Source organism: Moorena sp. SIO3E8, from assembly GCF_010692445.1.
Lineage (GTDB): Bacteria > Cyanobacteriota > Cyanobacteriia > Cyanobacteriales > Coleofasciculaceae > Moorena > Moorena bouillonii.
Genome location: NZ_JAAHHM010000006.1, coordinates 1 through 15,127, shown reverse-complemented (window position 1 = coordinate 15,127; position 15,127 = coordinate 1). Strand labels below are relative to the sequence as shown.

14 protein-coding genes and 1 pseudogene are annotated in these 15,127 nt (G+C 43.6%); 7 read left to right on the top strand and 8 right to left on the bottom strand.

The features are described 5' to 3' along the window. Positions 1-589: 589 nt before the first annotated feature. On the top strand, positions 590-1,636 hold the full coding sequence (locus F6K46_RS04155; protein WP_293057101.1) for a CPBP family intramembrane glutamic endopeptidase: 1,047 nt from the start codon (positions 590-592) through the stop codon (positions 1,634-1,636). Between the two features lie 47 nt (positions 1,637-1,683). Here F6K46_RS04155 and F6K46_RS04150 read toward each other — a convergent pair whose 3' ends face one another. From F6K46_RS04150 to F6K46_RS04130, 5 genes are all read right to left on the bottom strand, one after another. Continuing rightward, positions 1,684-1,881, bottom strand: coding sequence for a hypothetical protein (locus F6K46_RS04150; RefSeq protein ID WP_293057098.1), 198 nt, complete (start codon positions 1,879-1,881; stop codon positions 1,684-1,686). A gap of 256 nt (positions 1,882-2,137) precedes the next feature. Beyond that, positions 2,138-2,764 carry a heme-copper oxidase subunit III gene (locus F6K46_RS04145; RefSeq protein ID WP_293057095.1) on the bottom strand — a complete coding sequence of 209 codons (627 nt, stop codon included), beginning with the start codon at positions 2,762-2,764 and terminating at the stop codon, positions 2,138-2,140. Positions 2,765-2,896: 132 nt separating this feature from the next. Beyond that, on the bottom strand, positions 2,897-3,025 hold the full coding sequence (locus tag F6K46_RS04140) for a hypothetical protein (protein ID WP_293057092.1): 129 nt from the start codon (positions 3,023-3,025) through the stop codon (positions 2,897-2,899). A gap of 282 nt (positions 3,026-3,307) precedes the next feature. Beyond that, a complete protein-coding gene (ctaD, locus tag F6K46_RS04135; protein WP_293043157.1) occupies positions 3,308-4,990 on the bottom strand; it encodes a cytochrome c oxidase subunit I in 1,683 nt (560 codons plus the stop codon). A 239-nt stretch (positions 4,991-5,229) separates the two neighbouring features. Next, complete coding sequence (locus tag F6K46_RS04130) at positions 5,230-6,243, bottom strand: cytochrome c oxidase subunit II (protein ID WP_293043158.1); 1,014 nt, start codon at positions 6,241-6,243, stop codon at positions 5,230-5,232. A 604-nt stretch (positions 6,244-6,847) separates the two neighbouring features. Here F6K46_RS04130 and F6K46_RS04125 point away from each other — a divergent pair. From F6K46_RS04125 to F6K46_RS04115, 3 genes are all read left to right on the top strand, one after another. Next, positions 6,848-7,810: a heme A synthase gene (locus F6K46_RS04125; RefSeq protein ID WP_293057089.1), complete on the top strand. Its 963-nt coding sequence runs from the start codon at positions 6,848-6,850 to the stop codon at positions 7,808-7,810. Positions 7,811-8,158: 348 nt separating this feature from the next. Continuing rightward, complete coding sequence (gene iscB / locus F6K46_RS04120; protein WP_293057086.1) at positions 8,159-9,436, top strand: RNA-guided endonuclease IscB; 1,278 nt, start codon at positions 8,159-8,161, stop codon at positions 9,434-9,436. 107 nt (positions 9,437-9,543) lie between these two features. Continuing rightward, complete coding sequence (locus F6K46_RS04115) at positions 9,544-10,542, top strand: heme o synthase (protein ID WP_293057083.1); 999 nt, start codon at positions 9,544-9,546, stop codon at positions 10,540-10,542. A gap of 306 nt (positions 10,543-10,848) precedes the next feature. Here F6K46_RS04115 and F6K46_RS04110 read toward each other — a convergent pair whose 3' ends face one another. Further along, entirely contained in the window at positions 10,849-11,154 is a 306-nt protein-coding gene (locus F6K46_RS04110) for a DUF4090 family protein (RefSeq protein ID WP_075905885.1), read from the bottom strand. Positions 11,155-11,290: 136 nt separating this feature from the next. Between F6K46_RS04110 and F6K46_RS04105 the strand changes: the two genes are divergently transcribed. Further along, on the top strand, positions 11,291-12,715 hold the full coding sequence (locus tag F6K46_RS04105) for a hypothetical protein (protein ID WP_293057079.1): 1,425 nt from the start codon (positions 11,291-11,293) through the stop codon (positions 12,713-12,715). A gap of 253 nt (positions 12,716-12,968) precedes the next feature. Here the strand turns inward: F6K46_RS04105 and F6K46_RS04100 are convergent, their stop codons facing one another. Continuing rightward, positions 12,969-13,709, bottom strand: a complete 741-nt coding sequence (locus F6K46_RS04100; RefSeq protein ID WP_293057076.1) for a class I SAM-dependent methyltransferase — start codon at positions 13,707-13,709, stop codon at positions 12,969-12,971. 182 nt (positions 13,710-13,891) lie between these two features. On the opposite strand from F6K46_RS04100, the gene F6K46_RS04095 reads away from it, so the two are divergent. Then, positions 13,892-14,227, top strand: coding sequence for a DUF6883 domain-containing protein (locus tag F6K46_RS04095; protein WP_293057073.1), 336 nt, complete (start codon positions 13,892-13,894; stop codon positions 14,225-14,227). Beyond that, positions 14,227-14,460 (top strand): DUF4926 domain-containing protein, encoded by a 234-nt coding sequence (locus tag F6K46_RS04090; protein ID WP_293057070.1) that lies wholly within the window; start codon positions 14,227-14,229, stop codon positions 14,458-14,460. The genes F6K46_RS04095 and F6K46_RS04090 overlap by 1 nt, the downstream gene beginning before the upstream one ends. A gap of 181 nt (positions 14,461-14,641) precedes the next feature. Here F6K46_RS04090 and F6K46_RS04085 read toward each other — a convergent pair. Continuing rightward, positions 14,642-14,989, bottom strand: a pseudogene (locus tag F6K46_RS04085) (PD-(D/E)XK nuclease family transposase); the annotation flags it as partial. Positions 14,990-15,127: the final 138 nt, after the last annotated feature.

Here is a 15,127-nt window from a genome sequence, read left to right as displayed (position 1 = left end):
ACCTTAAACCGGTTAACCTACCCTACGGCAACGCCAAAGGCGAACAACCTTTAACCAAATAATCCTGATTGAGTAAAAAAATTTAGGAAGAATAGCAGTGGTGTTTGCAGTTGGAATTCAAGGGGATCAAGACGTTTGTCATGCTGTTTCTTCAAGCTCCTTGTTTCTATCAGGGCTATCATTATGCCAATACAGGTGGTTAGATGTCCAAAGTGGCTCCAATTAACCACTTGACATCAGCTATCCCACAGGGCTTTCTGGATAGGGAAGTTAATTATTGCCATGTTGATAACTGATGAGTGGTTTCTGTTTTCAAGCTTGCCCACTCCCTCTGTTTTTGTCAATCCTCTCTATGCCATTGGTATTAAACGATTATAGTATATTACCTACCGAGCCAATGAACATCAAGAATACCAATTCCAAAAATAACTCTATCAACCTAATTATTTGGGGATTAGCTTGACAGTTTATTCCGTTATTAACTCTTGGATTAATTTTACAAAAAAATGAAAGTTTTTTAGCCTCATTGTATCCACCTTTATCTCTAATCATTATTTTACTGATTTTAGGATTACTATTATATGGATATGTGCCTCTTGTCAAAGGGTGCCGTCTATATATTCACGACAAGGGATATCCAAGTAATTGGGGATGGCTCGGATTATTAAGTTTGTGGGGGTTATCATTCCTATTACTTTTTCCGACAAAGAGAAATAAATTTTATTCAGAAGAGTCCTTGGCTAAAGACTCAATAAATCACCCCTTTAATAAGCTTAATATCCCTGAGTTTTTATTATTTTGGTTTCTAGGTTTACCAATTTACATCTTGACAATAGTCGGATTATTTTGCTTGGTGAATAACAGGGATTTTAGCGAGCTTATCGAAAATGCCGATTTTAACGCAGTAATCGGTGTAATTGTATCGTTATTTATCGGATTATTTTTATTTTTAGAGCTCCGAAGAGTTGGATTCGATTTAAGAAAATTTGGTATTTTTAATTTGGGTATTTTAAAGCACAAAAAAAATCTAAAGTTAATTATTTTTATAGTTATTATAGAATATGCTTTTGCTTGGGGCTTTTATTCGCTGAATTTATATTATATTTCATTTATTTTTCCAGATTATGTTGAAAACTTCATTAATGAATCATACTTCACAAATGTTATAGGGCTAATATTTTTTAGCTTTTCCGCAATTGTTTGTGATCCATTGTTGGAAGAGCTTATTTGTCGTGGAATAATCTTGCAGAAGTGGGCAATGAAATGGGGGATCAAAGCCGGAATATTTACCTCATCTTTATTATTTGCGATTTTCCATTTGCGATTCGATATTGTAGGCTTGTTCATTGCCGGAACTATATTGTCTGTTCTATACTTTAAGACTGGCAAATTAATAGTCCCAATCCTTTGTCATAGTCTTTACAATACTATTGTGACAATTTTTATGATTGGACGGTACTATAGTAGCTCAAACGGTGAATTCATTTCGGTAAACGATTATCAAGCTTCAATGGAACCATTATTAGGCCAAAAAGCAATTGTAGCAGCTATATCGTTTGCCGTTATCATGGTATTTTTATATCGAAATTTTCCTAAACAAGATGACATCCTTCCCTACTATAGAAATCCTAAGTGATTGATTAATAGCAATTATTATACTCATGAGGTACAAATTTCTGGGTTTTAGGGAGCAGGGAGCAGGGAGCAGGGAGCAGGCAAGAGGCAAGAGGCAAGAGGCAAGAGGCAAGAGGAACCCACCCCTAACCCCTCCCAGGAGGGGAAGGCAAGAGGCAAGAGGCAAGAGGCAAGAGGCAAAAGGCAAAAAATAATGTGTACCTCATAGCTATGAGAAACGCTAAAAATCGTATGTAAGGAATCCAACGGGTTAAATTCACCTGTCCTGTTTGGATTAGCAAGCCTTTTGGTGGTGCGTTACGGGGCGGACTATCCCAACCCTGGAAGGCGAAAAATAAGGGCAAGTCCGCCCCTAACACACCCTACTTCAACTGTTCCCAGATCCGCTGTTCCCTGCTCCCTACTCCCTGCTCCCTGCTCCCTGCTCCAAACCTTCAAAAAAAAATCCCCCCAATTGGGGGGTGAGTGCATCAAAACTTTGTTAACCAAACTGTGGCGAAAACTAATTAATCAAATACACGATTACAAACAGAATAATCCACACCACATCAACGAAGTGCCAGTAGAGTTCTGCGGCTTCTACACCAAAATGCTCTTCACTGGAGTAGTGCTTTGAATTTAGCGATCGCATTAATACTAACAAAATCAACCCGAGTCCGCAAGTAACATGAAGACCATGGAAACCAGTTAAGGCAAAGAAAGAACTGGTAAATAAGTTAGTAGTCAGACCAAAGTCTACATGGGTGTACTCATAGACTTGTCCTCCTAAGAACATCGCACCCATCAGAGCAGTGATTCCAAACCAGAGTCGCAAACCAGAGACATCATTCTTCTTAATAGCACTCTGGCCCCGGTGCATGACGAAACTACTAGTAATCAGGATAATGGTGTTAATTGTTGGCACCAATAATTCTAATTCTGTACCCTCTGGAGGCCAAGCTGGCATGGTCGCTTTATAAATTAAAAAAGCGGCAAACATTCCCAAGAAGGTCATACTATCAGCAGCTAGAAACACCACCAAACCAAACATCCGAAAATCCGGATGCTCCTCGTGATGTACCTCTGCCGCCTCAACCTCATGATGATAGTTGAGGCTAGTTTTAGACGGATCTATCGTTGAGCCTTGCATAAATTCCTTTAGAGTAAGTTAGCAGGTTGTTCGCGTAGCGTGGCCTTTGGCCAAGGTTAGCAGGTTGTTCGCGTAGCGTGGCCTTTGGCCAAGGTTAGCAGGTTGTTCGCGTAGCGTGGCCTTTGGCCAAGGTTAACAGGTTGTTCGCGTAGCGTGGCCTTTGGCCAAGGTTAACAGGTTGTTCGCGTAGCGTGGCCTTTGGCCAAGGTTAACAGGTTGAAAGTTGTTTTGGTTGAAAGTTGTTTTGGTTGAAGGTTTCAAGTTATTAGATTTAAAGTTAGTAGGTTTAAGGTTAGCAGGTTAATCGGTTTAAGGTTAGCAGGTTGGGATCATAAGCAGGCACCATTAACCAGCAACCAGCAACCAAATAACCTACCCGAAGGCAACGCCAAAGGCGAACAACCAAACAACCTTCAACCTTCAACCAAACAACCTTCAACCTTCAACCAAACAACCTTCAACCTTCAACCAAACAACCTTCAACCTTCAAACTTTCAACCTTCAAACTTTCAACCTTCAAACCTTCAACCTATTAACCCACACTTACCCAACATCTCCTTTAACTTCAACCAGCAACTCCTCGACCTGTTTATCGGTGTCAACACTATAACTGTCGATACCGTATTCGTAAGGACCGGACCACAAAATTGGTTCCTCGTCAAAGTTCTCAATAGCAGGAGGAGAGGTAGTTTGCCACTCTAATGTCAGAGCTCTCCAAGGATTGCGACCAGCGATTTTACCACGGTTCACACTCCAGAGGATGTTAATCACAAAGGGTATGGTAGAAACCGCTAGAAGATAGGAGCCAATAGTGCAGATCATGTTGAGGCTTTGAAACTGGGGGTCATACATAGCAACCCGACGGTTCATACCCAATAGACCTAGCTCATGCATCGGCAAAAAGGTCATATTTAGACCAATGAAGGTCAACACAAAGTGAATGCGTCCTAAGGTTTCGTTGACCATTCGCCCGGTCATTTTGGGGAACCAGTGATAAACTGCGCCAAATAATCCGAGCACACTACCACCAAATAGAACGTAGTGGAAGTGAGCGACAATGAAATAAGTGTCATGAACATGGACATCAAAGGGAACGGAAGCGAGCATGACACCGCTGAGACCCCCAATCAAAAATGCCGAGATAAAGCCCATACCAAATAGCATGGCACTATTTAAGCTAATTTTTCCGCCCCAAATCGTTGCCACCCAGCTAAACACCTTAATCCCTGTGGGCACAGCAATTAGCATGGTGGCAGCCATAAAGAACATCCGCAACCAACCAGGAGTGCCACTAGTGAACATATGGTGCGCCCAGACAATTAATCCTAGGAAACAAATCAACATACTGGAGTATGCGATCGCACGATAGCCAAAAACCGGCTTACGGGCATGCACCGGTAGGATTTCGGAAATTACCCCAAAGAACGGTAGCACCATGATGTACACCGCCGGGTGGGAGTAAAACCAGAACATGTGCTGGTAAACAATTGGGTCTCCTCCCCCAGTCGGGTTAAAGAAATTGGTGCCAGCAATTAAATCAAAGGACAGGAAAATTAACGCTGCTGCTAGGACTGGAGTACCAATCAAAGCTAGGATTGAGGTTCCTAACATTGCCCAGCAAAACAGAGGCATATCATGAATAGTCATGGTAGGTGTGCGCATCTTCACAATAGTGGTGAAGAAGTTAAGCGCCCCTAGCACTGAGGAAGTCCCGATCACCAGGATGCTCAGAATCCAAATTTCTTCACCCACCTGAGAACTAATCAAGCTCAAAGGGGGGTAAGAGGTCCAACCGGCTTCGGGAGCACCTACGAAAAAACTACTCATTAACAGCAAACCCCCCACAGCATTCATCCAGAATGCCACCGCATTTAGCTTGGGGAATGCCATATCCTTTGCCCCAATCATCAAGGGAATCAGATAGTTAGCAAAAGCAGCACCAGCCGGAATAATCCATAGGAACAACATAATTGTTCCGTGCATGGTGAACACTCGGTTGTAGGTTAAAGGGCTCAATAAATCCGGGTCTGGTGTTGCCAACTCAGTGCGAATTAATCCAGCTAATGCGCCACCGATGAAATAGAACACAAATGAAGTGACCAGGTATTGAATCCCAATCACTTTATGGTCGGTATTGAAGGTGAAGTAATCTTGCCAACGCCGCTCATGTTCTTCAACATGACCAGCATCTTTGACAGATTCCGGTTTTTCTAATTGCGTCGTCATGGGATAGTGGAGGTGTGATGGACTAAAAGGATAGGCAAGAGGCAATAGGCAAGAGAATGAAGAATGAAGAATGAAGAATGAAGAATGAAGAATGAAGAATGGAAAATGGAGAATGGAGAATGAAGAATGAAGAATGGAGAATGGAGAATGAACTAATTCTAAATTCTTAATTCTAAATTCTTAATTCTAAATTCTTAATTCTAAATTCTTAATTCTAAATTCTTAATTCTAATATGAACTTATTGGATAATTCCAGGATGATGGTGAGAGTGGTCTAGGTGTTGGAGAGTTTGGGAATCAATACCCATTTCAGAGGCATAGGGAGCCAAGAACTCACCCTCTGACATGGCAGCAGGGTTGATAGCCACCGCTTTTTCCATGGTGTCTGCACTAGCAAATTGATTTTCCTTAACCCAGGCTTGATAGTCTTCCGGTGTGTCAACGATTAATCGAGTTTTCATTCCTCCATGGTAGGACCCGCAGAGTTCAGCACAGATGATCGGGTAATCACCCACTTTAGTTGCTGTAAACCCTAGTTGACTAATCCGACCTGGGATAGCATCTTGCTTAATCCGAAACTCTGGCAACCAGAAGGCGTGGATCACATCGTTAGCTTCGATATTCAGCTTAACCGGTTGTCCAACTGGGACATGCATTTCCCCAGACATAACACCGGTTTGAGGGTAGGTGAAAATCCAGGCATACTGCATACCAGCGACATTAACCTCTAGGGGTTCACCTTGACCTTCTTGTCCTGGAGGCGCTCCAATACCTAGGGCAACTGTGCCTTGACCTGGAACCATGGCAATCAGACTTTCATTCCCCTCTTGCCCAGATGGTGACATCTGATGATTGTGGGCAATTTCCTGCTGATGGTGGTCATGAGAAGCCATGGGATCCAGACCTCCCATAGCGTTGTAGACCTCAAAGCTATAGACAGCTAGGACAAAGACAATCACCGTCGGGATTGCGGTCCAAAGGATCTCTAGGGGGATATTGCCATGGGTCGATGGCCCATCGGTTTGGTCATTTTTTTGTCTACGAAATTTGATGACTATTAGGATAAGTGCCCCTTGGATGAGGATAAATAGACCAGTGGCAATGGTCATCATCAAGTTGAACAGACCATCTACATCACCGGCTTCTGAGGAGGCGGCTACTGGCATAAGTCCATGATTCTGACCGTACCAGAGACTAATCAGGGTTATGAAAATGCCAGCAATAAGGGTTGAAATTTGGCTTGGAATGTTCACGAGATTAGGGTTGAATACTTATATCAACAAAAGTAACAGGGATTATCAAGGCAGGCGAGGCACGAACCGATTTAGTGTCCTAGAATGTCAGGGCATGGCTATATTTTTAAGGAAAATCAGCCTTCTGGTGAGCTACTCCGCCCATAGTGTCCACATTACAGACAACAATTCTGATGGCCTGCTAGCAGTGACGGGCGTGAGTAGAGGATATTAGAGCAAGCTTGGCTTGCTCTATTAACTACGGTAAAGCAGCTAAACAATTGATTGGGTCACACCTAGAGATTTTTAGACTTTTTTTTAGGATCACTGGCACAGCACCAGAAAAATTTCAACAAAACTTAAGATTTTATTCAATAAAACTTAACATAGCTAAAAAAAATATAAAAAAGTAAATCAATAGTAAATCATTGAGTCCAAGTAACTGTGACCCTTTAGGGCAGGGGAATAGCAATCTGAAAAATCTCTAAAGCTTCAGAAATTAAGGAAAAGGCTGGTTACAGTGGTATAGGAATAGAGATGATCTTTGAGATTGGCAATCTTCTACCAACGAAAATGAGCCACTACTCGGGATTTGATTAACTTAGTTTGCATTTTCCTATTGCAGATGGCTATAGCTCAATCGGCTCTTGATCAGAATCAGAATGATGTAACCTCCAACAACCTGACCCAGCCTCAGGCCAGGATTCGGAGCTTGGTGTGGAAAATTGCGATCGCTACCTTGCTGTTGATGGCAGTAGGCAGTGCTACCAGGGTGATGAATGCTGGTCTGGCTTGCCCAGACTGGCCTTTATGCTATGGTCAGCTGGTGCCAAGCCAGCAGATGAATTTGCAAGTATTTTTAGAGTGGTTTCACCGCCTTGATGCTGCCTTGATTGGTATTAGTGCGATCGCTATCGCTAGCTTATCTTGGTGGCATCGGCGGGATTTACCCAACTGGCTGCCCTGGATATCCACATTTGCTCTAGGGCTAATTATTTTTCAAGGAGTCCTGGGGGGACTGACGGTTACAGAACTGCTCCGGTTTGATATCGTCACTGCTCATCTAGGAACAGCACTGCTATTTTTCTCAACTCTAATCGTGATTGGTACACTGCTGACCCCCTATCAAGGGACAGGTTCAGTTGGGAAGTTACCTTGGCTGAGCTTAACCGCAGTGATTTTTGTTTATCTACAAAGTCTATTAGGTGGACTAGTCGCTTCCCGCTGGGCAGTGCATCAGTGTTTTGGCGGTACACAGCTGTGTACCGTGATGAATAGCCATATTGCTGGTGTGGTGCCAGCGACCGTAGCAACTGTCGCCGTCGTGGTGATAGCATCCCGGACACCAGCCCTACATCCATTACTGCGAAAGTTAGCTAATCTCGCTGCTAGCTTGGTAGTTTTACAGATACTCCTCGGTGTTGCTACCTTCCGGTTAAGGCTACAAGTGGAACTACTAACTATCTGCCATCAAGCAGTGGGAGCAGCATTATTAGGAGTACTGGTAGGGTTTACAGTATTCGCCTTACGTGACCGAAAAAGTGTGGAGTGTCAACGACAGTATGACGTATCAGGACATGAAGTATGAAGGATTAAGTATGAAGGATTAAGTGTTTTATTGGTCTATCCTACGGGAAACCTAAGGGCAAATATCCTTCATACTTGAGACTTTTTAGCGAAGGAATTGGTCAACAATCCCGACTGGGATTCCACCCCACCGATCAATCGACGGGCAAGAGATCCTGTAGTTGACCAGACTAAGCCAGTTAGACTGGCTACGTTAGATAGGCTATCTCACCCTAGGGTGCTTGCCAGCTCTAGGCTCTGAGGTTTCAGATTAAACATCTGTAGAGGGATTAAGGAAGTGTCTGAAACAGGACAAACCTATCTAACCTTGTCGAGGCAAAAGTAACACGCAAGTAGAAGAGACGAAACCATGTCTACAAACTACGTTCTAGTTTTAGATACCAACCGAAAACCGCTCAACCCTTGCAAACCTGGGATGGCTCGTAGCCTACTTAAAGCAGGCAAGGCAGCGGTATTTAAGCGGTATCCATTCACCATTATCCTCAACAAAGCAGTTGATGATGCCCCCAAACCAGTCCAACTCAAAATCGACCCAGGCTCCAAAGTAACTGGGCTTGCCCTGGTGCAAGATGACAAGGTTATATGGGGAACAGAACTCTATCACCGAGGGCAGCAAATTAAGGCTGATCTTGAGGACAGACGAAAATTGAGGAGAGGAAGGCGAAACCGTAAAACCCGGTATCGTCAACCTAGATTCTTAAACCGTACTCGTCCAGAAGGTTGGCTTGCTCCATCGATACTCCATCGGGTTCTGACTACGATGACCTGGGTTAGACGATTAACCAAGTTTGTTCCCGTTACAGGAATCTCATTAGAGCGAGTTAGATTTGACACGCAGAAAATGATCAACCCTGAAGTTTCAGGTGTTGACTACCACCAGGGTGAACTACAGGGGTATGAAGTCAGAGAGTACCTGTTAGAGAAATGGAATCGGCAATGTGCATACTGCCAAGCCACAGACACCCGTTTGGAAGTCGATCATATTCACCCCAAATCCAAAGGGGGATCTGACCGAGTATCTAACCTGACCCTTGCTTGCCATGACTGTAACCAGGCTAAAGGAAACCAAGATATCAGAGACTTCCTCTGTGGTAAGTCTGACCTACTCAATCGAATTCTCAGCCAAGTTAAGCAACCGTTATTAGATGCGGCAGCGGTCAACTCAACTCGGAACAAGATTGCTGAGGAGTTGATTGCTACAGGTTTACCTATTGAGTTTGGCACAGGTGGACAAACTAAGTATAACCGTTGCCGATTAGATCTTCCTAAAACTCACTGGCTTGATGCTGCCTGTGTAGGAGTTGTTGTCCATCTCACCCTTGAGACTAAGCAATGTTTAACCATCACAGCATCAGGACATGGAAACCGACAGATGGCTGGTGTTGATAAGTATGGCTTCCCATACCGCCACCGTACTCGTCAGCAAGTTCATTTCGGTTTCAGAAGTGGCGATATCGTCAGGGCGGTTGTACCCAAAGGCAAGAAAGCGGGAACCCATGTAGGTCGGGTTCTGTGTCGGAAGTCCGGTAGCTTCGACATCCAGACTAAATCTGGCCGAGTCACTGGAATCAATCACAAGTATTGCAGCACTATACACGGGAGGGATGGCTATGCCTACGTATTCTAAGGATGCGCTGTCGCGCTGCTGTCATGTAAGGGGAGAGCTTTCCTCCCCATGCGTGAATCGACAGGGGCTTCCAGCTCTCCCCTTGCTAACAATTTTCGGTGAATTGAATGCTTGGGACTAGTTTAACTCGTCAACATGAAAACATAAGAGAGGTTATTCAAAGTTACTATCAACTAACAAAGCCTCGAATCATTCCACTACTATTAATTACCACAGCAGCAGGGATGTGGTTGGCATCCGATGGACAAGTCGATCCTATATTATTGCTAGTTACCTTGGTCGGTGGTACTTTGGCCGCAGCATCTGCCCAAGTGCTTAACTGCATCTATGACCGTGATATCGACTATGAAATGTTGCGCACTCGCCACCGTCCCATTCCCTCTGGGAAAGTGCAGCCTCGTGATGCTTTGCTGTTTGCGATCGCATTAGCAATCTTGTCGTTCACCCTGCTAACAGTCTTCGCTAACCTCCTTAGTGCCTTACTAGCGCTATCTGGCATTATCTTCTATATGCTCATATACACTCATATCCTGAAGCGCCACACTGCCCAAAACATCGTCATTGGTGGTGCAGCAGGAGCAATTCCAGCGCTAGTGGGTTGGGCTGCGGTGACAGGAGAATTGAGTTGGGCTGCTTGGTTACTATTTATCATCGTCTTCTTGTGGACACCCCCTCACTTCTGGGCGTTAGCCTTAATGATTCACGAGGATTACGCCAAAGTTGGGATACCGATGTTACCGGTAGTAGCCGGTGAAGAGGTTACTGTTCGTCAAATCTGGTATTACACCTTATTAGTCGTCCCCACTTCCCTATTGTTGATCTATCCTTTAGGAGAATCGGGGGTGGTTTATGGAATAATTGCTATTCTTTTGGGCAGTATTTTTATCAAAAAAGCATGGTTGCTGCTTAAGGAACCTACAGACAATCAACTTGCCCGGTCTATGTTTAAGTACTCAATTCTCTATATGATGTTATTGTGTACCGGTATCGTAGTAGATAGCTTACCGATGACCAGGGAAATTACTGCAACTGTGGCAGAAAATTCCCTAGTTTTGATTCAAGCAATTTCCACAGTATTGGAGCAGGTAAGTATTAACTTAGTTTAGGGTTTTGGCTGGTAAGCTATCAGCGATCAGCTATCAGCTATCAGCGATCAGCTAATGGCTACCTTACAGGCTAGAAGCCTGTTCCACCGCTAAGGGAAGGGCTGATAGCTTAATACTTACGTTTAATGTTACTTACAATAGGGTTGGTGAATTAGCTCAGAGCTGTAACAATTCGCCAACCCTATTGATATTTATACTCTAGGGATCCTAAATCAAGTGTGATAATTTTTGATCCGAATTTCCCTACTCCCTACTCCCTACTCCCTACTCCCTACTCCCTACTCCCTACTCCCTACTCCCTACTCCCTACTTAGGTCCGTAGTAAAAAGCAATCTCTTTGTCTTTAAGAGGCGTAAAATCAGCATCGAGCAGCATTTGATTGAGTTCTGCTTGAGAAATGTGCTTCGCTCCAATCCGCACAATTCTGGATCTCATGGTATTGCTGACACCGCTCCGTTGCCGTTGAGCTTCCAACCCCATCACTTGAGTGTAAAGGTCTAACTTAGCTTTGGGGATTGGGGAGCCATCTAAATCAATTCCCTTTGCGATCGCGTCATCAACCGCATCAGCACCTGTAGTGTTCTTAGTCTGGGAATTAGTTTCGGTAGACATGGTAAGCTGATAGTAATAGATACGTGAGTATTTTACAAGGTGTCGGTTTCCTTAACAAAGGGTGGAATTAGATTCAAAAGTCCCCCTTATTAAGGGGGATTTAGGGGGATCTCAATCAGGCATTAACAAAACTGAAATGCGACATTGGAAAGTATTATCCCGATTTATTCTGTTCATCCTCTCAGCAGTAATCGTACTGCTGAGCTCTGCCCTACCCAATAGTCTTCTTGCCTCTCAAGCTGCTAGTCCTCTTGCCCAAGTACGCATCAAGACCGAAACCGTAGTAGGTCAGCAGGATTTTTTCCGAGTTGGCAAATCCCACAAAGGTCGTTGGTGGTTGATTGACCCCGATGGCAAACCCTTCCTTTACCGGGGTGTCACCTCCGTCAACTTTGGCTATCCTGCTCCCTATGTTCCGGTTGTCGAGGATAAATATGGTCAAGACCCCGCTGCATTTCGGGAAGCTACCTTTGAGCGGCTGCGGAGCTGGAATTTTAATGCCCTAGGAGCATGGACACCACCTCAATTGTGGGATCAGGGTATGCCCTACACGGTTATCCTAAATTTCGTCAAAGCTACTCCAGACAGCGAACTTAGGCTTGATGACAGGAAGCTAAAGTTACCCGATGTGTTTGATCCGAAATGGATTGAAGGGATTGATGCTAAAGCTAAGGAAATCGTAGCACCGGTGGCAAGTAGTAAGCTGCTAGTGGGATATTTTACTGACAATGAACTCAATTGGGCACACGCCGAAACACCAGACCGAAAGGTTAACTCAGAGTTGTTGCTCACCAATAACGCTAAGGCATCTTTACTACAATTTTGCCTTAGCCTCAATCCAGAAAAACCCGCCTATAGTGCTGCCTGGGATTTTGTGTTAAAGCGCCATGGTAATAGTTTAGAGCAGTTAGCCAAAGATTGGCAGGTCCCGATTGAATCTAGAGACACGATTAAAGCATGGACTAAGACAAAACAAGGGATTGTTTCTAAAGGCTACTTAGTGGATCAGAATGGGTTTCAAGCAGAATTTGCTCGACGCTATTTTCAGGAAACTGCAACAGCAATTCACCGCTATGACCACAACCATTTAATCCTGGGATGTCGGTTTGGGGCACCTCCTTCTGATGCAGTATTTTCCGCTATCAAAAGACCTTGGGTAGATGTGGTATCTGCTAACAATTATCGCTACAACATGTATGAGCGGATAGACCTATACTACCAAGCTACAAAATTGCCAGTGCTCAACACTGAGTTTAGTTGGGGACACACCAGGTTTACTCAACGAGCCTTACCCGATGAACCAGAAGACGGGTTTTCCGAAAGGTCACGGATGATGCGTAATGGCGCTAAGTCCTTAGCCAGGGCTTTGACTCATCCCGCTCTTGTCGGTTATACCTGGTATCGTTGGGTAGATTTGCCCGGTCATACACCCCCGATTAGTTTTGGTCTGGTCAATCTTGAGGATGATCCCAATCTCTCCCATACAACCTTACTGAAGCGATTGAATGCTAGAGCTGATGCGATCGCAACTACAGCAAAGGGAACAGGGAACAGGGAATAGGGAACAGGGAATAGGGAACAGGGAATAGGGAATAGGGATGCAGCGCGTAGCGCATAAGCTGTTCGCGTAGCGTGGCCAAAGGCCTTTAGCTGATAGGTGATAACTGATAACTGATATACCAATCCGTGTAGGAATTGCGAGAATTTTTGTTCCCTTTTCCCTACTCCCTACTCCCTACTCCCTGTTCCCTGTTCCCTGTTCCCTGTTCCCTTTGGTATAGCTGATAGCTGATAACTGATAGCTGATAGCTTAACTACTTAGTTGCTGTAATAAAAACAAAACGGTCAGGAAATTCAAGGATAGATTGTTGAGCATATTTTTCTGAGATTTCTGCTAGACCTTCCTCTAACTGTTGGTCATCAAAGAATGACAGTAAGGACATATAGCGATTTGATACCATTTTCAAGTATTGTTCTTTAGGAATTGACTGAAGATATTCAACAAAATCAACTGAGACGTTGAAGCCGACTTTTTCAAGTAAACTAGTGAGATCGTTATAGTTGGGCTGCCTTCTTTCATATCGCTCTAAAGCTGCCTTGAATAAAGGATACTCAATAGTTGGAGGCAGAAGAATCAGCAAGAAAATTCCTCCAGTAGTTAGCTTTTCAAACAAACTACTAAATAGTAATTCTTTATTGTCTACATGATGAATTGCTTCCTTCATATATACTTTATTATAACCTGAGGTTTCAGAGACAAAAGTAATCGCATCTACTGCCCTAATTTGGTATTGCGGGCTTAAGGGTATTTGTGAGAGCATCTCTTCAGAAGGATCGACGCATATAATCGGATTATATAACTGTATTTCCTTAGGAATTGCTTGGGTTAAAAGTCCTGTACCGCAGCCTAAATCCACAAGACTATCTATTGATGTTAAGCGTAAATATTCAATAATTTTTAACCCCATAAATCTAATGTAGTCTTCTGAGTAACTCCACAAATCATCATAGATACTCCCGATTCTTTTATAGTGTTTTTGACTCGAGCTACTCATGGCTTTAATTGCTATTGTTATTTATGATTATTAATATACACGAACCTTTTCTGGTAAGATTCTATGCTAGAGCAAATCTATTCATCATTGCTTGGGCGATCGCACCACCAAACTTTAGTCTAAGATAGTTCACCGGTCTAGTGGGATATCCTCATACAGGAGTGCGATCGCAAAATAGGGTTATGAAACTTCCAAAGGATGCCATAATTGCAACGGCCAAACTTACCAGATATTTGTTGGTTTGGCGTGATAACGATGATAAGTCAAAATTTTTAGCTCAGGCAGGCTATAGTCAAGAGAACTGGCAACAGTTAGAAATAGATTTGCGTTCCCAGATTTTACCATTGAATGCGACGTTGAGCGATGAACCCAACCGATTTGGCGATGTTTATACCATTCGGGGCATTTTAGTAGGACCAAATGGAGTTGAACTAGACATCAAGACAATTTGGATGGTGGAGCATGAAACTCAACAGACAAAGTTTATTACCCTGTACCCAGATAAGGAGGCTAGATAATGGCATTTGAGTTATTCTCACGGGTGGCTCTGCGGGAAGATTTTCCCAAGCATAAGTTGCAGCAAGGGGATATTGCAACGATTGTTGATCACCATCCAGTACAAGACGGAGAGGATGGTTATAGTCTGGAAGTTTTCAATGGGATCGGGGAAACGATTGCCGTTTTAGTGGTTTCAGAGTCACAAATTGAACGATTAATGAAAAATGAGGTTCTGCATATCCGAATATTGTAAGCATTCAGCCGTCAGCTGTCAGCCGTCAGCCGTTAGTGGTCAGCTTATTGTATTCAAAAGCTTTTCGTAAAGTAGCGTGCCGATAGCGCATAAGCTGATAGCTGATAGCTGAATGCTGATAGCTGATAGCTGATAGCTGATAGCTGAATGCTTACCGAATATTGGATGAAGCAGTTTGAACCTACAACCCATCTATCTGATCAACACTCAACCCCGTATATTGGGCAATATCCTTCAGGGGTAACCCTGCGGCCTTCATCTGTTTAGCAATCTGCTGTTTTTCTTGTTGTCTACCTTCCTGAATCAAGGTTTCGGCAACACTATTCATATCCCGATAGACCTTCAGGCTATCTTGGTAACGGAATTGCTCCGCAGATGAAAAATTGGCAATCTCGGCAACCTCAAATAGCTGGGCAAATACATCCTCTTGCAACGGTAATGGGGGTTCATTCAACTGGGCTAGGTGTTTGAGTACAAATAACCACTTGTCAAAATGGGTTTCTAGTTGATCAACAGACTTAGTAAATTTGGGTAGTTCAACTGAAGGGGTGACGAAATAGCCTGAAAAGCTTTAAATGTAAAGCTTTCACCATTTTGTGCTAAAAAAAAGATAGGTCTCTTTTGTTCAACAAGACCTACCTATTGACAATGTTACCTGTATTCTACC